Origin of the sequence: Paenibacillus sp. CF384, from assembly GCF_900106745.1 — a bacterium.
Classification (GTDB): Bacteria; Bacillota; Bacilli; order Paenibacillales; family Paenibacillaceae; genus Paenibacillus_Z.
Window position 1 is genome coordinate 103,042 of sequence record NZ_FNNV01000013.1, and the last position, 20,225, is coordinate 123,266.

A 20,225-nucleotide genomic window follows, 5' to 3' on the forward strand; every position below is an offset into this window, starting at 1 on the left:
ACGGGATAATAGAAGAAGCTTACTGCATCACCGATTATGGTCGGTGCGCGGTAAGCTTCTTCTAGTTTATAGGGTATCGGGTTCTCCTAATCGATCGGGGGCCCGACTTTCCCCTCACGCTCCGCCTGCTTTCGGTGAGCGACCCTACTGCTTGCGGCAGCGGCTATTGCACCCACGATATCATCGAGGAACGTGTGGCACTGCGCATCTTCTTTATCGTTCAGATGCTTCAGTATGCCGGGTTTTAATTTATCGACGTAACCGAAATTCGTAAATCCGATACTTCCGTAAACGTTCACGATGGACAGGGCAAGAATTTCATCGCACCCGTAGAGTCCCTCGTCATTTTCTATCATTTCTTGAAGCGGCGACAGCAGCTTGCCTTCCTCGGCAAGCAGATCCAACTGGATGCCGGTCAAGATGGCGTTCTGTACCTCGCGCTTCGTGAGTACAGCTTCTACATACATTTCGCATTCCTGCATCGTGAGCTCCGGATAATAATCCTTCTGCAGAAACAGAACCAGCTCTGCGATTTGCGGCACCTCGACACCGCGTTTGGTGAGCCATTCCCGCGTAGCTTCTGCGATTTTCGTACTATTTAGGCGGTAATCACTGGACTTCGTCATCGCTACACCCCTTGTCTCAAAATGGTGGACAAAACTGGTCTAATTGATTTGGAGGGCTCGTATATATAGTACTACAAAAGCAGAACTTGTACCAAAGCAATCGAATTATTCAAATAGGGAGGAAAATGAACAATGACTTACAATCGACTGTTTCGCCGGGCTGCGCTCGCCGGAGTGCTTGCTTTGCCCATCTTGACGACCGGCTGCGGATTATTCTCACAGCCTGCCAGTGAATCGATCGATCCACCGCAAAACAGCACCCAAAACGTTGATGCCGACATTAATCCCGGACAAACCGTAACCGAAGGCAATCAATCGCAGATGACGCTGTACCTGAAGGACCGCAACGGCTTGCTGGCGCCGGTCACGGTATTGGCAACGCTCGGCCCGGATGAGAAGCTGGGTCAGAAAGCGCTTGAGATGATGGTGGAAGGCGGCGCCTACGAAAGCGAAATTCCGGATGGTTTCGAAGCAGTGCTGCCGAAAGGGACAACCGTGAAGGGGCTCAGTCTCGTTCCGGATCAGAAGCTTGCCGTTGTCGACTTCTCCAAATCGTTTACCGATTACAATGTATCGGACGAGCGTAAGATCGTCGAAGCCATTACTTGGACGCTGACAAGCCTTGAAGGCGTGCAGAATGTCGAAATCGATCTAGAGGGGCAGAAGCTGAGCGAAATGCCGCAGGATGGATTGCCGATCGACGATCAGTTGACTCGCGCGGTGGGCATTAACCTTGAAGCTGCCGATAATGTGGATTACAGCCAATCGACGCCGGTTACGATCTACTTCTCCGCAGTAACACCGGATAACGTGCAATACTATGTACCGGTAACAAGACTCGTGACGCGCTCGAACAACAAAGCGAAAACGGCAATCGAGCAATTAATCAGCGGTCCGCTTAACGATCTGCCGCTGAAGGCCGTTATGACGCCGGACGTGCTGGTCAAGAATGTCACGAAGAAGAATGATGTCGTGACCGTCGAGCTGCAGGATGACAGCTACCAGCAAGGCCAGCAGGAGCCGGCCGAAATGCTGCAGGCCGTCGTGCTTGCTCTGACCGAGAATACAGGAATGAGCAAGGTTCAAATCAAGCTCAATGGCAAAACAGACTTCGTGGATACGAACAACAAGTCCTACACCGAGCCGGTCAGCCGACCTGAACATGTGAACGCCTTTAAATCGTAATCAAGCTGCTTGAATAGAAGACCTGCCGTGATGCGCCAATGGCGTGCGCGGCAGGTCTTTTTGTTATGAAGCGGGAGTATGCGCGGGAGCTAAATGGGAGAGTAGCAGGTGGAGGGCGGCGGATGAAGCGCACCAGGGGAGCTACGTGAGAGCCGATTTGGCGAAGTGAGCCAAAGCAGCGAACCAGGAAGTCTACATGCGAGCGAATTTGGCGAAATGAGCCAAAGTAGCGAACCAGGAAGTCTACATGTGAGCGAATTCGGCGAAATGAGCCAATGTAGCGAACCAGGAAGTCTGCCTGGGAGCGAATTCGGCTATCGCAACCGCCGAATTCCCGCAGATGTGTAGCTCTGGGAGCCACACATGCGTCGCAACCGCCGAATTCCCGCAGATGTGTAGCTCTGGGAGCCACACATGCGCGGCAAGTATACAACATTTACAAACCGGGTATTATTATAAAAACAGTACCTTGACAGTCATAGTAGTGTGCTGTATGATGTGAATATGAGAGGTGATCAAATGAGCGAGAACAAAATTACATCAGATCTCCTGCGGGGACATACAGATACGATGATTTTACGGCTCCTGTCCGAATCGGATCGTTATGGGTACGAAATCGTCAAGCTGATTGCCGAGCGTTCAGGCGGTGAATATGAATTGAAGGAAGCGACGATGTACTCCAGTGTCCGCAGGCTTGAAACGGACGGCGATATCGAATGGTACTGGGGGGATGAATCGCAAGGTGGAAGACGCAAGTATTTTCGAATTACCGAGAAGGGTAAAGACACCTACGTTCATAACAAAAGCAATTGGGAGTATGCGCAGCGCGTATTAGAAAACTTATTATAAGGAGAGATGATCTATGAATTCGAAATTAACGAGCTATCTAAACGGTGTATTTACACCTTATGAAGGTGTGAAGAGCGTCACTGAATTAAAGGCGGACCTGCATGCTGATCTACAAGAACGGTATAACGAACTGAGAGCAGAAGGGAAAGACGAAGAAACGGCTTACAAGTTGACGATTGAGAGTATCGGCGACATCGAGCAAACGATTCTGGAGGTTTCCAACCTCTCACGCTCGCTCGAGCGGCAGCTGCTGACGAACTTTAGCGCGAGCAATCTGGCTGACAGCGATTTTGCAGGCGTTACGGCGCGTAAAGGTCAATTTAATGCCAGCGCGTTACGCGGCTCCGATTTTGCAGGAGCAGACTTGACCGGGAGCACATTCAAGAGCAGCGATGTCCGCGAAGCTAATTTTGACGGCGCGAATCTAACCGGGGCGCGTTTTGACGGACAGACGTTTATCGGCGTGAAGTTTAACAAAGTGGCTTTAACTGAAGCTTCGTTCAGAGGCGCTTCCTTTCATAATGTTTCGTTCCATCCCGGATTCGTCCTCACGAATAAGTACTATAAAATGATCAAAACCATTTGCTTCGACGGCGCAACGATGGATAAGTTGACTTATAACGCGCTTAAAGGAATGGGAGCCGATCTGTCCAACGTTTCAGTTAACTAAGGAGGGGAATTGGATGAACAACCATGCCATCCAGGTAAAAGGACTGCAGAAATCCTATAAGCAGCTTCAAGTTCTGAAAGGCGTTGATTTCGCGGTGGAGAAGGGCAGTATCTTCGCACTGCTCGGCTCGAACGGCGCAGGCAAAACAACAGTTGTCAAAATCCTCACCACGCTGCTTAAACAAGACAGCGGGACTGCCATCATAAGCGGCCACGATGTTGGCTCCAAACCTGACCATGTGCGGCAGGCAATCAGTCTAACCGGACAATTCGCAGCGGTAGACGAAATATTGACCGGACGAGAAAACATCATTATGATCGCCAAGCTCCGGTACCTCCCGAATCCGCGTCAGGTAGCGGAAGATTTACTCAAGCGATTCGGCTTAACGGAGGCAGCCGACCGCAAAGTATCCACCTATTCGGGCGGTATGCGCCGAAGACTCGACATCTCCTTGAGTCTGGTGGGGAAACCTCAAATCATCTTTCTTGACGAGCCGACTACGGGGCTTGACCCTGAGGCGCGCATCGAAGTGTGGAAAATTGTGAAGGATCTTGCAAACAGCGGAACTACTGTATTCCTCACTACGCAGTATCTGGAGGAAGCGGAACAGCTTGCTGATCGAATCGCCATCTTGCATGAAGGTAAAATTATCGCCAGCGGTACGCTATCGGAGCTGAAGAGGCTGTTCCCTTCGGCGAAAGTGGAGTACGTGGAGAAACAGCCTTCATTAGAAGAGATCTTTCTGAACATAATCGGTAAGAAGGAGGGAGCCTAAATGGAAACGGTAAAGAAACATTTCTTCAGCGATTTGAGCGTCATGCTGGGTCGTTCCATGCGCCATATTTCCCGCAGTTTGGACACCATCATTTCCGTTACGATCACACCGATTGCACTCATGCTGTTATTCGTTTACGTGTTTGGCGGTGCGATTCAGACCGGAGCCGATAATTATGTCAATTACTTGCTGCCCGGCATTCTGCTGATCGCGATTGCAAGCGGGATAGCCTACACGTCTTACCGCCTGTTTATCGATGTGCAGCGAGGCATATTCGAGCGATTTCACTCCATGCCGATTTCGCGTTCTACGCTGCTTTGGGGTCATGTCTTAACTTCGCTGGTATCCAACGCTATATCACTTGTCGTCATCGTCCTCGTAGCATTGATCATGGGCTTTCGTTCCTCAGCCGGAATACTTGACTGGCTTGCCGTAGCCGGCATACTCGCACTTTTCACGCTAGCCTTGACTTGGGTAGCAGCCATTGCCGGACTATCCGCTAAATCGGTAGACGGTGCCAGCGCATTCTCCTATCCGATCATCTTCCTGCCCTTCATCAGTTCCGCATTCGTACCGACCGAAACGATGCCTAAAGCCGTCCGCGTATTTGCCGAAAATCAACCCGTAACCTCCATCGTAGCGGCCATTCGCGCTTTGTTATCCGGACAGCCGGTGGGGAATGACATATGGACCGCGCTTGCATGGTGCGCTGGCATTCTGCTCGTCGCCTACTTCTTCGCGATGCGGGTGTATCGAAACCGGTTTTAACCGGCTGAATCACGATCATAGGATGAACACAAGCTGCCGGCACCTACCGGCAGCTTATTCTGTTCAGTGAACTCTTTCTAACTGTCGCCGGATGATCTGTTCCAAGGACGGGTGCTTTTCGAGCGCTATTTTGGTAAAATAGGTTAGATTGCGCTTGCGCCCACAGATGGCACATGAAATTGCTGCAGAAAGATGGAGGCTATACATAATGAGAATAGATGGACGTCAGGCAAACGAGCTGCGGCCGGTTACAATTACGATGAATCCCAACAAATATGCGGAAGGCTCCGTGCTGATAGAATTCGGCGACACGAAAGTGCTCTGCACGGCTTCCATCGAAGAACGCGTTCCCCCATTCATGAAAGGACAAGGCAAAGGGTGGATCAACGCGGAATACTCCATGCTGCCTCGTGCCACACAAGTCCGGAATCAACGTGAATCGGCTAGAGGGAAGCTGACGGGCCGCACGATGGAAATCCAGCGCTTGATCGGCCGCGCACTGCGTTCGGTTGTCGATTTGCATGCGCTTGGCGAACGTACGATTACACTGGATTGCGATGTTCTTCAAGCAGATGGCGGTACACGCACAACGTCGATCACAGGGGCGTTCGTAGCGCTGGCGCTGGCGGTACACAAGATAAACAGCAATCATGAGTTTGCCAAATACCCGCTGACCGATTATCTTGCTTCGGTTAGTGTAGGCGTGATCGGCGATCGCACGCTGCTTGACCTTAATTATGAAGAGGATTCCAAAGCAAAGGTAGACATGAATGTGGTCATGACCGGAGCGGGTAAATTCGTCGAGGTGCAAGGAACGGGTGAGGAGTCTCCGTTCTCGCGTGAAGAGTTTAACGAGCTTCTGGCCAGCGCTGAAGAAGGGATCGCGAGCCTGATTGCCAAGCAGCGTGATGCCCTTGGTTTGATGGGCAGTCGAATCGGGAATCCCAAAGCATGAAGCAGGGCGATACAGTTGTCGTAGCGACCAGAAACGCCGGCAAAGTGCGCGAATTCGCTCATGCTTTCGGCAAGCTTGGCATGCAGGTCGTCAGCATGTTCGACTACCCGAATCTGCCGGATGTGGTGGAGGACGGAGCGACGTTCGCGGAGAATGCGCGCAAGAAAGCGAAGACGGTTGCCCAAGCGCTTGGACTGCCCGTGTTAGCTGACGATTCCGGACTTCAAGTAGCAAGGCTCGGCGGTGAGCCCGGCGTATACTCCGCACGGTATTCGGGCGAAGGTGCGACAGACGCTCGCAATAACGAGAAGCTCTTGCGGGAGCTGGCTCGCATCACAGCCGATGATTCGGGGCTTGAGCGGCTCGCGGATGGAACGACGCTGCTAAGCGAAGCGAATTTCATCTGCACGTTGGCCTTATATGATCCGGTCACAGGGACCTTTATTGAAAGTGAAGGCCTAGTTGACGGATCTATCATGGACCGTCCCCGGGGGAATGGCGGCTTCGGGTATGATCCGTTGTTTTATTTGAAATCGCAATCCAAAGGCATGGCGGAGCTGACGACTGAAGAGAAGCAGGCAATCAGCCACCGCGGCACTGCACTTGCCGAACTGCTGAAGAAGATTACGGCAGTGAGCGAATAGCAGTAGCGAGACCTATCGATCATGGCTTAAAGAGTTCGCAAATTTGCGAACTCTTTTTTTTTATCTGCTTTTTTATCAGGTAAGAGGTAAATTATCGTTCGTTGCAGAATAATTGATTAACTTCGGAGGCGTGTACGGGAACCTTATTCGCAGATAAAGGGGGATCAGGTTATGTCCATTCAAGAAGAACTGCCTCCGGCAGGATCCCGGAGCATTGAACAGCTGGAGCGTCATTATTTTGTAGGCAGAAAAAACGAGATCCGATTATTCCGCAAAAGATTAAAGGAGCGCTCGCCGAAAGGCCGCATATTGAACATACACGGAACGGGCGGTGCGGGCAAAAGCTTCCTTCTCACTGAATTTCGCCGGCTTGCTGAACGAGCAGATGCCAGGTTCGTCCTTATGGACTGCCGCACGATGCCGCGAAACCCCGGTGAATTCTGTCTCTACCTGCACCGGCTGATCGAACCGAATGCGCGGAAAACGCGCCGGCGTTCGGCGGATCCGAGTCTGCAGAAGGACAACTGTGTGAAGGCTATCCGGGAGGCGGCGGCCAAGCAAAAGCTGATTCTCGCATTCGACACTTTCGAGGAGATCGGCGAACTGGAACATTGGATGCGCGAATTTATCGCCGGTACGGATCCGGCGGTGCTTGTCATTATTTCCGGCCGATTCCCGTTACGCGGGGAGTGGCAGTCTTCACCGGCATGGAATCAACTGATCGAGCGGCTTCCGATCGCGGAGCTGAATTACGAAGACATTCGCAGCTACCTCAAACGGCTGGATCATGAGCTGCAGGAAGAGGGAATTCATTATATTTGGTCCATGTCGAAGGGGCATCCGCTCACGCTTTCTCTGCTGGCATCTGCTCTTCATTCGAGTCGGAAGCAGCAGACGCATTTTGTGGATGAGGATGTTTTCGACCAGGTTGTGGATATTTGGCTCAAGGAAGTGCCGGATTCCCCGATGAGGGAGCTGGTTGAAGCCGTGGCGGTGCTGCGTCATTTCAACCAGGATCTGATTACGTTCGCTCTGCAGCGAGAGGTGTCGGCTTCGCAGTTTAAAGCGTTGATTAATTACTCCTTCGTTCAGCGTTCTGGGCATGGCTGGCTGCTCCATGATCTGCTTCGTGACGCCATACATAGACAGATGCGCCTGCGCGCTCCCGATTATTGCGACAGGCTCTGGAAGCGATGCATTCGCTACTATTACCAGACGCTTAAGCGCTCGAACGATCCTTTAATGAGAGAGAACGAGGACTGGTTTTATTATCTGGGCGATCAGCTTATCCGTTCGTTGTTCTTTCATCAGCCCTCCTCGTTCAGTTTAGAAGAGCTGAGCCCTGCCAACTGGGCAGATGCGGTGGCTTATATGGAGAATCGCTATCTCACGGCGAAGACGACCAAGCTATCGCTCCTGCACCCGGAAACCCGTGAGAAGACGGAGTTTCTGCTCACCAGGCAGCACAGTTTATATGGACTTAAGCATATTCAATTAGATGAGCTGTATCAGCTCGATCCCACCATCGTAAAGCTGGTGCGAAACGCTAGTGGAGCCATTATCGGCTTAACCGCCATCATTCCAATCAACTCGCAAACCCTTGATTATTTGTGCACCAAGCCGCTTTCAGCCGCATTTTTCTCCGGACTTCCCGAGAGTGCTCTTCGTAAATTAAGAGTCGAATCCCCATTCATGGCAGGCTATTTCGTCAAGACGCTGGATGCTTATGACTACGCTGATCCTGTCATGATGCAAGCCTCAGGACTTATTCTCATTAATCATTTAATCTCATCGGGTTATGTGGTCGCCTCACCGCCGCCTCTGCCGATCTCGAGAGCGATCTTCGAGAGCTTGGGTTGCGAAAGAGATACGGAGCCTGTCATCCATCATGATTATGATGAGGATGCACCTGCACCGGTGTTTGTTGTCGACTTACGGGGACATAAACGGCAGGCTTACTTGGATCGCATGGCCGCATTATCCGGCATTTCAGATCGATCGACGGAAGAAACGATTGATGTGAACCTGCTGACTGGCCGGGAGAAGGAAGTGCTGGCTCTGCTAATGGACGGCCGCTCAAATCTGGAAATCGCAGCGAAGCTGTACCTTAGCGAGACGACGGTGAAGAAACATCTCTCCCATATTTACGAGAAACTTGAGGTCAGGAACCGTAAACAGCTGATGAGCAAAGCGGGGCGCATGGTATCCACTTAGAGCTTTCCGTTGTCGCCCGCAAATACTACCTTCGGACAATATCCTTCCACTTGCGATCCCATATAAAATGATGGTGAATATGGCATTTATTTTAGGGATGGTTCGGGGAGGGAATGGAATGAAGAAGAAGAAACTTGTGGCGCTGCTGGCAGCCACAGCGATGTTTTCCGCAGCAGGAGGCGCATACGCAACAACGAACGTGACCACGATCAAAGCGGTGCTGAACGGGGATTTGAAGTTTTCGAAGGATGGCGGAAACTGGCGGCCGACAGATGAGAATGGCAACCAAGCGCTGCCCATTACATACAAGGGCACTACGTATTTGCCTCTTCGCGTGCTGGCGAACAGCTTCCAGCTTCCCGTCAAGTATGATCCGAAATCCAAAACGATCCAGATCGGATCATCGGTTCCTGGTTTGACGTTCTATTCCTCGCAGGTCAAGACGGATCATGACGGAGCGGAGTTCATCGATGTGATCGACAAGAATCAGCTCGTATTCGGCGGCCAAACGTATAAAGGCGCTTTTGCATTCCGAAGCAGCTATAGCCCGAGCTTTAACGTGAAGATGGATTTTGGTTCCATGTACAATAAACTGCATCTGATGCTGGTCGGCAAAGATGATCTGACCGTCAGAGTGTACAACAGCAAGAAGCAGCAGCTGACAGAAGATATCAAACTTGTGAAGGACCAAGTTACTGAAGTGGATATTGACTTGCAAGGCAGTGACGGCATCATGGTTTACGGCTTCGGAGGCAATGTTAATCAGATCATTGGACCCTTCATATACATCTTAAAAGACAGCTATGTGTCGAACGGCAAATAGCGTGCAATAGGATGAGGAGTGGTGGTGGACGTGGTAGTATTTCGGTTTTCGCTTGGCAAAAGGCTGGCTTTCATGATCTTATCTGTCATGCTTGTGTTTGTTGCAATTCTTCCTTATCGTGCACATGCGGCTGTGAAGGTGCTTGCGTTTGAAGTCCATACGTATGGTAAACCGTATATTCTGGCTGGAGACAAGATTAACTTTAGTTTCGGCGATGACCGGGCGCTCGGTACCAGTCTGGAATATGCCAAGATCTCTTATTCAGCGGACAACGGATTGAATTGGAAACCCGTTCTGGATCTGGTGGTAGAAGACCCCGGCTTCGGGACATACGGCACCTTCGGCTTGCCGGAGGATCCGGCGCTTACTTCGGCTCAAATCATGTTAGAAACGTACTACTCCCCGCTGATCGGCTCGAATAGTTACAACAGAACCATATTAGGTCCATTTAAGATTAGACAGGCGGGCGGGATTACAGATCTTACAGCGACTTCCCATGCCAACGGTTCCGTTACCTTATCGTGGTCGGACAATACCAACATGGAGTCGTATTATCAGATCAAACGCGTCGGCGGAAAAGAGAAGGAGAAAATCTTCTATGTCCGCGATACGATGGAGCGTACCGGCAACTTGACGTATGTGGACAAAGAGACCAGCTCGAACACGGTGTATGTCTATTCCGTTCTGGCGGTCATCGATCAATTCACGCTTCCCGATTTCTTGAAGCCCGGCGATAAAAGCCTGATTGTAAAAACAAAAATCATTACGGCTGGTCAGCTGCTGGATGACGACATCATCACAGGATCGCTCAATCCGAATATTAATCTGAAGGACATTATCACAGGAGGAGGCGGGACGACGACACCGACGCCTCCTGTTGACCCGGGACCGCCAGTAACGCAGCCGCCTTCGCCTCCGTCGGAAGAGATGCTGGAGAAACTCGCGGCGGGCGCCAGCGAGTGGGCGAAACACGATGTGAAAGATGCGATTAAGCTCAATTTGACAACGGACGCGGTGTTAAGTCGATACAAGGATGCGATAACGCGCGAGGAATTCGCAAGTGTTGCGGTGAAGCTGTACGAAACTTTAAGCGGGAAGATGACGGGTCCGATCAGTTCAAATCCATTCACCGATACCGTGAACGCGGAAGTGCTGAAAGCGAATAAACTGGGCATCGTATTCGGATCGACGTTAACGGAGTTCTCGCCGCATGCGACGATCACGAGGCAGGAAATGTGCGTGATGCTCCTTAGGGCGATTAAAGCGGCTAAACCTTCCGGCAACTACGATACGAGTGTCAAAACGACATTCGCAGATGAGGGCAAAATTGCAGCCTGGGCTAAAAACTCCGTGCACTTCGCTGCTAATGCAGGCGTCATGGGCGGTGTAGGCGGCGGGCGCATCGATCCCCTTGGCAAGACAACAAGGGAGCAGGCGATTATCTTAATCAGGCGCGCGTATTTGGCGTTTAGCAAGAGCTGATCTATAGTGGACCGTCCTTATGCCTATTACGGGCAGGGGACGGTTTTTTTTGTATGTCTAAAGGTTACTCTTACACAGCGAAAAGGCCGCCATCAACGTGTACTTACACACGTTGAGGCGACCGCTTAATTAGAGAGAGTCAGCGAATAACAACCTTGTATTCCCTCAGCCACATATCTAATTGCAGCAGGTAAGCGAACAGCTGCGGTCCTGACATCAATTGACCGAACCACGGCAAGTTGCTGCTGGCTGCTTCGGATTCGGCGAGCTCCCGAATCTTCTTCACATTAATGAGCTGCAGCAGCGGGGAGGTGCCTTCATGAATGATCTCCAGTACTTGCTTGCGCACCGCATTGAGGTAGTTAGGGTTATGCGTTTTCGGATAGGGACTTTTCTTCCGATAGAGCACATCATGAGGCAGTACGCCTTCCAGCGCCATGCGGAGAATCCCTTTCTCCCGGTCTCCCGCAGTTTTGATCTCCCATGGAATGTTGTATACATACTCCACGAGTCTGTGATCGCAATAGGGGACGCGCACCTCAAGGCCAACTGCCATACTCATCCGGTCTTTACGGTCAAGTAATGTCGGCATGAACCTTGTAATGTTCAAATACGACATCTGACGCATTTTGCGAGCTGCGGCATCTTCACCGGCTAGATGAGGTACCTCGGCAATCGCATCCGAATAACGGTCTCCAAGATATTCTAGCGGCCGAATCCATGCTGCGACGTCCTGCGAGAGCAGATCGGCTCGCATGCCTGCTGCAAGCGACCACGGGAACGTACCGGCATTCAGCGCATCTTCGCGGTGGAACCATGGATAACCGCCGAAGATTTCATCTGCCGCTTCACCGGATATCGCAACGGTTGCTTCCTTCTTGATTTCGCGGCAGAAGAGCAGCAGGGAGGAATCGACATCCGCCATTCCCGGCATATCACGGGCAAGCATGGCTTCACGAAGTGAGGCAACAAGCTCAGGCGTATCAAAAACCATCGAATGATGAATCGTGCCCAGATGGGTGTTCATCCGTTCGATCCAAGGCGCATCGGCATTCGGCTGGAACGCATGGGCTTTAAAGTGTTTATCGTTATCTACGTAATCGACGGAGAAGGTATGAACGTTCCCTTGCCCCGTTTCATTGTAGTAATTAACCGCAAGTGAAGTAAGTGCACTGGAGTCCAGTCCACCTGAGAGCAGCGTACAGAGCGGTACATCGGAGACGAGCTGGCGCTCCACTGTATCTTTGAGCAGGTCACCTACTGTTTTGGCCGTCTCCTGCACGGTTTCGGTATGAGGCTTGCTTTCTAACTTCCAATAAGTACGAATGCTTAACCCGGAGCGATTATAGATGGCGCAGTGTCCCGGCAGCAGCTCACCGAGATCCCGATAAACGCCGACGCCCGGCGTACGCGCAGGTCCGACGATGAAGATTTCGGCCAAACCTTCCGGTCCAACCTCCGGTTTGACGGAAGGATGTGCGAGCAGCGCCTTCGGCTCCGAGCCAAATACGAAACGTCCAAGCTGTTTTGCATAGAAGAATGGTTTAACGCCGAGGCGATCTCTTGCGATGAACAACTGCTGTTCTTTGGAATCCCATAAAGCAAAAGCGAAGATGCCGTTAAACTTCTCTACGCATGAAGGGCCCCATTCCATGTAGGCAACGAGCAATACCTCCGTGTCGCAAGTTGTTGTGAACCGTCTGCCTCGGCTTTCGAGCTCACGCTTCAGCTCCGGTGCATTATACAGCTCTCCGTTATAAACAAGAACATACGCATCGTCATCCGACGTACGAACCATCGGTTGCGCGCCGTTCGCAGGATCGATAACGGATAGTCTCCGGTGGCCTAGCGCACAATGCGGCGAGATCCAGGTTCCCGATGCATCCGGGCCGCGGTTAGCCAGCGTTCCGGTCATTTTCTCGAGGGTAACGGATTGTTTGGTCAGGTCATCGGTCCAGTCGATCCAGCCCGTGAATCCACACATGGTGCTCATTCCTTTCTCTTAGAGCTTCAAACAGCGATACTATGATGGTTATGCGAAAAATATGGATAAAATGTCTGTCCGTGGGGGGATGCTAGAGCAATGAAGGAGGGTGCTTTCGATATGGTCAACGATCACGATGAGTCATTTTACGCACGCAAACCTTATTATGTGTCCGTACAGGCAGGCTCGATATTAGAGGATCCAGAAGCAACTGCGTTTGAGTTCGAAGTTACTGCCAACGAAGAAGAGTTAAACCGTTTGCAAGAGTTGTTCGAGGAATATGCTTCGATGGACGAAGCTCAAACTGGTCAATACGGCATGAAGATGTTCAGCTCGGCCAGCGATAAACAAATGAATGCAGGCGTAGACGGTATATTACTCGATGTTTATCGGCTGTTGTACGAGCTCGGCACGTCTGAGACCAAGAATCATATTGCGACGATGGGATTATTTCCAGAGGGGAGCTTGAAATGATCGTGACGGATGCACGCGTTAGACGCGCGGTGAAACGCGAGGGAATTCCGAGCTGTGAAATCGAAGTTCATACCAATGACGCGGGCACGCCTGAATTGCTTGCTTATTTTGGCGCTTCACGAGATAACGATTACGATATGATCGCGGTCGTGAAGAACGATGCGAAGACGGAAATCGACTGGTACGACAACAATATGCATAATGCCTTCACCAATGTTACGGATGACTTATTCGATACGCCGACGATGAAGACGGATTGGGGGGAGCGGGAGTCGTTCAAGGAACAGGTGCTGTCGTTCCCGGGGATTCGAGCGGAGATCGGGAGATTAGTGGATTGGTCTTAATGCTGCTGCGCTGTAAAATGCTGCCTCTTTCACATGTACCCATGGTACAATGTAAGCATAATTGACAAACCATATCATGCAGTCCAAGTGAGTGAGGGAGGCGAGGCAGCCTTATGGGAACCACCTTGGTACGAAATGCAACCATTGTCACCATGAATAAACAGGACGAAATTATCGTTGGCGACGTACTATTCAAAGATGATGTCATTGTCGCTGTAGGCGGTCAGATTACGAGCGGCTATGACGCTGCCGTGACGACGGTCGTCGAAGCCAAAGGAAGGCTGCTGCTGCCGGGTTTCGTGCAAACGCATATCCATTTGTGTCAGACGTTATTTCGTGGCCGCGCAGACGACATGGCGCTCATGGACTGGCTGCGGACTCGGGTTTGGCCGCTTGAAGCGGCGCATGACGAGGAATCGGTCTATTACTCCGCGATGCTTGGAATCGGCGAATTATTGCGCAGCGGCACTACGACGATTCTCGATATGGAGACGGTGAGCCATACCGATTATGCTTTCCAGGCTATCGCAAGCAGCGGAATTCGAGCAATCTCGGGTAAAGTGATGATGGATGCAGGCGGTGATGTACCGCTTGGGTTGCAGGAAGATACGAAACGTTCGGTTGAAGAGAGCACGGCGCTGCTCGAGAAATGGCATGGTTATGACAATGGCCGCATCGGATACGCCTACTGCCCGCGTTTCGTTGTTTCGTGTTCGGAAGAGCTGCTGAAAGAGGTGCGGGATCTATCGTTCCACTATCAAGTGCTCGTCCATACGCATGCGGCCGAGAATCGGGAGGAAATCGAGCTGGTCATGCGTCAGCGCGGTATGCGAAACATCGTATATTTGGATCATATCGGGTTGACCTCGCCGCGGCTTGTCCTTGCGCATTGTATTTGGCTGGATGACGAAGAGAAGGATATTCTCAGGCGCACCGGAACGAAAATGACCCATTGCCCAGGCTCCAATCTAAAGCTGTCGTCCGGGATCGCCCCCATACCTGAGCTATTAGAGCAGGGGATCGGTATGGGGATTGGTGCCGACGGTGCGCCGTGCAACAATACGCTGGATATGTTTCAGGAGATGCGATTAACGGCGCTGCTGCATAAGGTGCGCTGCGGTCCTGAGTCCATGAATGCACGAACGGTGCTGCGAATGGCGACCATGGGTGGGGCTGAGGCGCTTGGACTGGATCATCTGATCGGCAGTATTGAACCAGGCAAGAAAGCGGATCTCGTGCTGCTGGATTTGAATGATTATCACACCTTTCCATCCTATGATGCGGATCCGTATTCGCGAATTGTCTATGCGGCTTCAAGGAGCAACGTGTCCGATGTTTGGGTAGATGGCAAGATGGTTGTGGAGCGCGGCAAAGTAAGAACGATAGATAAACGAACGGTACTGCGTGAGGCGGACCGATCCATAGCGCGGCTGTTGAAACGAATATAAGATAGGAAAAGGCCGTCCACCAAGTTAACTCGACATGAGCTAATTTGGCGGACGGCCTTTGTTTGTGCGGGATGGCGATTATCCGTTAACGATCTCCCCGCCATTCACATGGAGGACTTGTCCGCTCATATAAGAGGAGTCCTCGCAAGCGAGATAGACGTAAGCAGGTGCGAGCTCCTCCGGTTGTCCAGCACGTTTCATCGGTGTGTCGGAACCGAATTTGGCAACGGTCTTCTCATCGAACGTCGATGGAATGAGCGGCGTCCATATTGGCCCCGGTGCTACGGCGTTAACGCGAATGCCCTGAGCGGCAAGGTTCATCGCGAGGGAGCGAGTGAAAGCAACCTGGGCTCCTTTGGTGGAGGAGTAGTCCAGCAAATTCGCGCTGCCATGATAAGCCGTAATCGAAGTAGTGTTAATGATGGTCGCGCCTTGGGAGAGATGCGGCAAAGCGGCTTGAGTCAAATAGAACATGCCGAAAACATTGGTTTTGAACGTTCGTTCAAGCTGTTGCGGCGTAATGAGCGCAAGCGAATCTTTCGGGTGTTGTTCCGCGGCATTGTTCACGACAATATCAAGGCCGCCTAATTGCGAGGTCGTATCATAGATGACCTTCTTGCAAAACTCGGGATCTCCGATATCACCGGCAATGGCCAAGCATTTCCGGCCTAATCCTTGGATTAATCGTTGTATTTCAATGGCGTCGCTGTCTTCGTCCAAATAGACAATCGCAATATCTGCGCCTTCCTTGGCATACATGAGTGCGACGGCTCGGCCGATCCCGCTGTCTCCTCCGGTAATGACGGCAACCTTACCCGATAGTTTGCCTGCCGCCTTATAGGCGGGTGCTTCAAACTGCGGGCGAGGGGTCATCTCGCTTTCAAGCCCGGGCTGTCGATTCTGATGCTGCGGCGGGAACGACGATGGTCTTCTTGAAGTTTGCTGGTTGGCTGTCATCGGTTCAACCACTCCTTTCCAAGGAGTAGTCTGCGTTATTAAAGCAGTGTTGATTCGGCTTTCTGCTTGCCTGCCGAGACATCCAGCAAATAATCGGTGAATTGATGCAGCTGATGCAGCAGCACGCCGTTCTGCTGATCCAGCAGTTTAACCGCATCGCCGCTGACTAGTCCCTCACGGGATAACATGGCCGTTTGCTTCAAATACAAGGCTCCGCCATCGGGGAATACGCCGAAATTGCCGAGCGGAAGCTGGATGTTGAGGATGCTGATCGCCTGGAGCAGCTCCATCTCATGTTCTTTAACCGTTTGAGAAGCAAGCACGGCGAACGATTGGAAGAGATACACGCCCCCCTGATTCAGCTCCTGCAGTCCAGGCAGGAAGCTCATCTCTAGGTCGATGGTCGCTTCGCGTCCACCGATTTCGGTAAAACGGATGATGAGGGACGTGTAAGGTGCTTCATCCGTGGGTCCCATCAATTGGGAAGCGATATCAATATTCTCGTAGAAACGAAGCGCTCGCTTCAAGTAATCGATACTGATCACGTCTTCTTGCAAGGACATGCGGTTCAGTCTCCTTTGTTAGGTGTGCAGTTTCTTTGCAATCATTTCTTTTGTCGGTTTTTGTTTGGGGCTGTCGACTTTGAGTCCGATGCTCTCGATAACGGCTTTGCTGTCCGCATCGTCGCCGCGTACGCCGGATTCGAACAGCATGCCTGCCAGATCCGTCACGATCTGGGCGTAACACTGACCTACGCTGTTAAAGCCTTTCTCTTCCATGAGCTGCTGCCTGACTTTATCTTTGCCTGTTTTCTCGTTCTCAGGCTTCTTCATTGCTTCATCGACCTTAAGGACGCGATCGACGAAGGCTTCTTTCCGTTTGTATTTCTTATAAAATTTCACGATCGCCGCAATGCCGCCAAGAATCGCAGCAAGTGCGATCAGGATCGGGCCGGCAGGAGAAGCCGCTGCGATCAAGAGGGCAGCGCCGCCTGCGACCATAAGCGCTCCTTTGACGGCTGTAGCTTTGTTCTTGTCTTTGTTCATTTCCTGCGTCGAACCGCCTAGGTTGGCAGCATGTCCAAGATTTGTGGCGCGCTCATCGCTGCCTTCCTTCATCTTGTCTTCCATCTCATGAAGGCTCTTGGCATTCTTCTTATTCTCTCGGTAGCCGGCTACACCGCTGACCATGTAGGCCGCGCCTCCGACAATGCCGGCCGCGCCTGCGGCGACGGTTGCACCGGCATTGAGCCCCATGCCCGCAACGGTACGTACACTGTTCACGGTACCTGCGCTGAAACGGGCCAAATCGGCCGCGCCTGCACCGCCTTCGCCGATGACTTGCTGTGCTTTGCCGGTATTGCTTAACGATTCGTCGTAGTTTTCGGTGGCATTGTAGATTTGCGAGACCGAGGCGAGTCCGCTAAGGACTCCTGCCGCAGGAGCGATGCCTTCCGCAACGGGCAATGCAGCCTTCGCTCCAAGGCCTGCGCTAATGGTAGCCGAACCTCCCGCGCCGCCGGTAGAAGCGGAAGTGCCAATTGCGGTATAACCGAGATAATCTTTGTCCGTGTCCGCATTGTAGTTCTTGGTATCTGTTTTGTTGGCATCTCTGGCGAACACCGAGAATTTATCCCAATCGACCGACTTGCTAATGATACCTGTGACCATTGTTTTCTTGACGTTATCAAGGTCGACGAAACGCTTGCTCGCCCCGTTCATCGCCCGAATCGCGGACATTTTCTGTTCCGGTGTCAGGGCGTCGAAGTATGCGAACAGAGCAGATTTCTTCTCTTTCGTAGACTGTTCTTTCAGCCAGTTGTAAACCTCGCTGTATCCTGCTTTCCCCCTTAAATTGGCAGGAACAGGAGGTGGAGTGAAGGCTGCCGGAGCGGCAGCCGAAGCTGGACCAGACGGCCCGGCGGGGGCTGGCGGGGCCGCCGGTGTGCTTGCCGTAACAGCCGGAGCGGAAACCGGGGCAGCGGCTGCCTCTTGCGCTTGCTGCTCAGGTGCTGCAGGCGCAGGTGCTTGAGCGGCTGCAGGCGACGGCTTAACTGTGGAAGATGCCGGACTGTTCACGCGGTCAGGTCTTCCCATCCGAGCCGCACCGGTTTGACGCATAATGGTACCTTTGCCGGATTGCATCTTCTGCAGCACGGCTTGATTACCGGATGCGCGCTGCATCTGCAGCAGCTTTCCGGGTTCCGATTCGTTATCCCGGCTCCCAGCTGACGAGGGGGATGTTTTGCTGCTCTGCTCGGCACTTTCACGCTGAATGGGTGAAGCGGGTTTACGTGTATGGCGATTTGAATCGGCAAATGAGCTCATTTCGACAGCCTCCGACATTGAAAGTCATTATTCGCTAGAATGATAGACTAATAGTACCACATTTTGAGAAAAATCATGGGAATAATTGCAGTGTGTATATGAAAAGTTTTCATCCCGACAGGTGCTGAAATGCTGCTCAAATTGCAACATTTTTGGTTTCCCATTGGGGAGGGGGTAATCGAGTCAGCTGGGGATGAACGAAAAACAAAAAAACCTCCCGGAAATGTGACGAAACACATTTCGACGGGAGGCTGTTGTGGGTGATGTAGTGTCTGAAACGCTTGGTTAAATGGCGTCCCAGGAGGGATTCGAACCCCCGACAACACGCTTAGAAGGCGTGTGCTCTATCCAACTGAGCTACTGGGACACGTAAGAAGTAGTATATCACGGAGTGTTCCGGTAGTGCAACTACTTTTTTTGAAGAGCTTGTACAGCTTATGTAACGAATTACAATTTGGAGCGGGTGAAAGTGATACTTTGAATTTTGTTATAAGCGGGTGAAGGGAATCGAACCCTCGCCTCAAGCTTGGGAAGCTGGCGTTCTGCCATTGAACTACACCCGCAAAGAAAAAACAAAGTAGACAAATAATAGCACAGGCTAAAATGGAAATCAACAGCAGAGAGTGATATAATCGAACTCTAACTGTACATAATACGTTTTTCTGCAGGCAGTTTGATTGATAAGGCGGTGATTCTATTACAACCTCAGACCCCTCGCAGGGTGATAACAGAGAGAACGTATATTTGTTTCCGAATATGCTGGATCAATATCAGAACCAACTGACTCGCATGCTTGAATCCGAACAATATGGAGAAGCTAAGGGACTGCTTCGTTTCTTGCTGAATTGTCAGGGCGAAGAGAAGCGTCACTATGAAGAATGGACCAATTTATTATCATGGCTTGATGTTGCTTTTCCGGGCTATGGCGACTCGAACGACAGCATACATACAGAATCATCCGAACCGGAAGGCGATGAGGAGTCACTTCGCCAAGGAGCACTGAGTTCCGGTGAACACGATGAAGCCTACGTGCAGCAGGTGCTTTATATTATGCAGCATCATCCTGTAGCCGATCAGCAAATTTTGGCACTGGAGCGGGCTGCTTACATCAATCATCCGAGTGTCGACGAAGCCATCATCACATGGCTGACGAGAACGGAGCTGCATCCTGCCCTGCAATTCAAGGCGCTGCAATCGTTGAAGAAGCGCGGTGTAACCGGAGCAATCAGGCTGGAACGACTTGGGGAGCAGGTGGATCTCGAGATCGAAGCGACACCGCTTTCGATGGACGAATTTCCGCTAGTGGTTACAAGAGTCGTTGAACGGGTAGAATCGGTAACAGAGGTGCAGGAAGCCTCGCTGCCGCATTTTGCACGTGAGCTGTGGAAAGAATGCTTGCAATGCTTGTATGGCACGACGGCATACAGTCGGCTGTTATCTGATGACGATGAGACGGTGGATTGTTACTCAGCTGCGCTGCATCAAGTGCTTGAACTGTCACTTTATGGAAGAGTAGACGACGACGATGTGCGGGAAACTTACGGGATTACGGATGCTCTTCGGTTCCGTTATGAGCAGGCCTGCAGGTCGTTACGACAGATCGCGCAATTAAAATTGGACGGTGATGGCGGCTAGTCTTGATATTAACGCAAATGTTGATTATAATAGAATGGTTTATTACGGGTAAGATCTGACGCAGA

At 51.6% G+C, this 20,225-nt stretch carries 19 protein-coding genes and 2 tRNA genes; 14 read left to right on the top strand and 7 right to left on the bottom strand.

What is annotated here, in order from left to right; genetic code table 11:
- Positions 1 to 86 precede the first annotated feature (86 nt).
- Positions 87 to 626 (bottom strand): phosphatidylglycerophosphatase A family protein, encoded by a 540-nt coding sequence (locus BLW29_RS20365; RefSeq protein WP_090982980.1) that lies wholly within the window; start codon positions 624 to 626, stop codon positions 87 to 89.
- A 132-nt stretch (positions 627 to 758) separates the two neighbouring features.
- Between BLW29_RS20365 and BLW29_RS20370 the strand changes: the two genes are divergently transcribed.
- The 10 genes from BLW29_RS20370 to BLW29_RS20415 all read left to right on the top strand — a co-directional run bounded on the left by BLW29_RS20370 (position 759) and on the right by BLW29_RS20415 (position 10,991).
- Positions 759 to 1,811 (top strand): GerMN domain-containing protein, encoded by a 1,053-nt coding sequence (locus BLW29_RS20370; RefSeq protein WP_090982982.1) that lies wholly within the window; start codon positions 759 to 761, stop codon positions 1,809 to 1,811.
- Positions 1,812 to 2,330: 519 nt separating this feature from the next.
- On the top strand, positions 2,331 to 2,660 hold the full coding sequence (locus BLW29_RS20375) for a PadR family transcriptional regulator (RefSeq protein WP_090982983.1): 330 nt from the start codon (positions 2,331 to 2,333) through the stop codon (positions 2,658 to 2,660).
- 13 nt (positions 2,661 to 2,673) lie between these two features.
- Positions 2,674 to 3,330, top strand: a complete 657-nt coding sequence (locus tag BLW29_RS20380) for a pentapeptide repeat-containing protein (RefSeq protein WP_090982985.1) — start codon at positions 2,674 to 2,676, stop codon at positions 3,328 to 3,330.
- Between the two features lie 13 nt (positions 3,331 to 3,343).
- Positions 3,344 to 4,105: an ABC transporter ATP-binding protein gene (locus BLW29_RS20385; RefSeq protein WP_090982987.1), complete on the top strand. Its 762-nt coding sequence runs from the start codon at positions 3,344 to 3,346 to the stop codon at positions 4,103 to 4,105.
- Positions 4,106 to 4,873, top strand: coding sequence for an ABC transporter permease (locus BLW29_RS20390; RefSeq protein ID WP_090982989.1), 768 nt, complete (start codon positions 4,106 to 4,108; stop codon positions 4,871 to 4,873).
- A 208-nt stretch (positions 4,874 to 5,081) separates the two neighbouring features.
- On the top strand, positions 5,082 to 5,828 hold the full coding sequence (gene rph, locus BLW29_RS20395) for a ribonuclease PH (RefSeq protein ID WP_090982990.1): 747 nt from the start codon (positions 5,082 to 5,084) through the stop codon (positions 5,826 to 5,828).
- Complete coding sequence (rdgB, locus tag BLW29_RS20400; RefSeq protein WP_090982992.1) at positions 5,825 to 6,472, top strand: RdgB/HAM1 family non-canonical purine NTP pyrophosphatase; 648 nt, start codon at positions 5,825 to 5,827, stop codon at positions 6,470 to 6,472. Before rph ends, rdgB begins: the two co-directional genes overlap by 4 nt.
- A gap of 171 nt (positions 6,473 to 6,643) precedes the next feature.
- Positions 6,644 to 8,686: a LuxR C-terminal-related transcriptional regulator gene (locus BLW29_RS32055; RefSeq protein ID WP_143044439.1), complete on the top strand. Its 2,043-nt coding sequence runs from the start codon at positions 6,644 to 6,646 to the stop codon at positions 8,684 to 8,686.
- Positions 8,687 to 8,804: 118 nt separating this feature from the next.
- Entirely contained in the window at positions 8,805 to 9,509 is a 705-nt protein-coding gene (locus BLW29_RS20410) for a stalk domain-containing protein (protein ID WP_090982994.1), read from the top strand.
- 30 nt (positions 9,510 to 9,539) lie between these two features.
- Positions 9,540 to 10,991: an S-layer homology domain-containing protein gene (locus BLW29_RS20415; RefSeq protein WP_090982996.1), complete on the top strand. Its 1,452-nt coding sequence runs from the start codon at positions 9,540 to 9,542 to the stop codon at positions 10,989 to 10,991.
- Between the two features lie 139 nt (positions 10,992 to 11,130).
- Here BLW29_RS20415 and asnB read toward each other — a convergent pair whose 3' ends face one another.
- The gene (gene asnB, locus BLW29_RS20420) at positions 11,131 to 12,975 is read right to left on the bottom strand and encodes an asparagine synthase (glutamine-hydrolyzing) (RefSeq protein ID WP_090983187.1); all 1,845 of its coding nucleotides are present in this window, start codon (positions 12,973 to 12,975) and stop codon (positions 11,131 to 11,133) included.
- A 99-nt stretch (positions 12,976 to 13,074) separates the two neighbouring features.
- Here asnB and BLW29_RS20425 point away from each other — a divergent pair, with 99 nt between their 5' ends.
- The 3 genes from BLW29_RS20425 to BLW29_RS20435 all read left to right on the top strand — a co-directional run bounded on the left by BLW29_RS20425 (position 13,075) and on the right by BLW29_RS20435 (position 15,241).
- Positions 13,075 to 13,449, top strand: coding sequence for a hypothetical protein (locus BLW29_RS20425; protein ID WP_256208741.1), 375 nt, complete (start codon positions 13,075 to 13,077; stop codon positions 13,447 to 13,449).
- Entirely contained in the window at positions 13,446 to 13,793 is a 348-nt protein-coding gene (locus BLW29_RS20430; protein WP_090983000.1) for a hypothetical protein, read from the top strand. The genes BLW29_RS20425 and BLW29_RS20430 overlap by 4 nt, the downstream gene beginning before the upstream one ends.
- Before the next feature lie 113 nt (positions 13,794 to 13,906).
- Complete coding sequence (locus BLW29_RS20435) at positions 13,907 to 15,241, top strand: 5'-deoxyadenosine deaminase (RefSeq protein ID WP_090983002.1); 1,335 nt, start codon at positions 13,907 to 13,909, stop codon at positions 15,239 to 15,241.
- 78 nt (positions 15,242 to 15,319) lie between these two features.
- On the opposite strand, the gene BLW29_RS20440 is transcribed toward BLW29_RS20435, so the two are convergent.
- The 5 genes from BLW29_RS20440 to BLW29_RS20460 form a co-directional block, all read right to left on the bottom strand.
- Positions 15,320 to 16,198 (bottom strand): SDR family oxidoreductase, encoded by an 879-nt coding sequence (locus BLW29_RS20440; RefSeq protein ID WP_090983004.1) that lies wholly within the window; start codon positions 16,196 to 16,198, stop codon positions 15,320 to 15,322.
- A gap of 38 nt (positions 16,199 to 16,236) precedes the next feature.
- Positions 16,237 to 16,761 carry a hypothetical protein gene (locus tag BLW29_RS20445; protein WP_090983006.1) on the bottom strand — a complete coding sequence of 175 codons (525 nt, stop codon included), beginning with the start codon at positions 16,759 to 16,761 and terminating at the stop codon, positions 16,237 to 16,239.
- A gap of 18 nt (positions 16,762 to 16,779) precedes the next feature.
- Positions 16,780 to 18,525, bottom strand: a complete 1,746-nt coding sequence (locus BLW29_RS20450; RefSeq protein WP_090983008.1) for a hypothetical protein — start codon at positions 18,523 to 18,525, stop codon at positions 16,780 to 16,782.
- Between the two features lie 290 nt (positions 18,526 to 18,815).
- Positions 18,816 to 18,892 (bottom strand) — tRNA-Arg (locus BLW29_RS20455).
- Between the two features lie 125 nt (positions 18,893 to 19,017).
- A tRNA-Gly gene (locus BLW29_RS20460) sits at positions 19,018 to 19,088 on the bottom strand.
- 181 nt (positions 19,089 to 19,269) lie between these two features.
- Here BLW29_RS20460 and BLW29_RS20465 point away from each other — a divergent pair.
- Positions 19,270 to 20,160 carry a hypothetical protein gene (locus tag BLW29_RS20465; protein WP_256208742.1) on the top strand — a complete coding sequence of 297 codons (891 nt, stop codon included), beginning with the start codon at positions 19,270 to 19,272 and terminating at the stop codon, positions 20,158 to 20,160.
- The last annotated feature ends 65 nt before the right edge of the window (positions 20,161 to 20,225 follow it).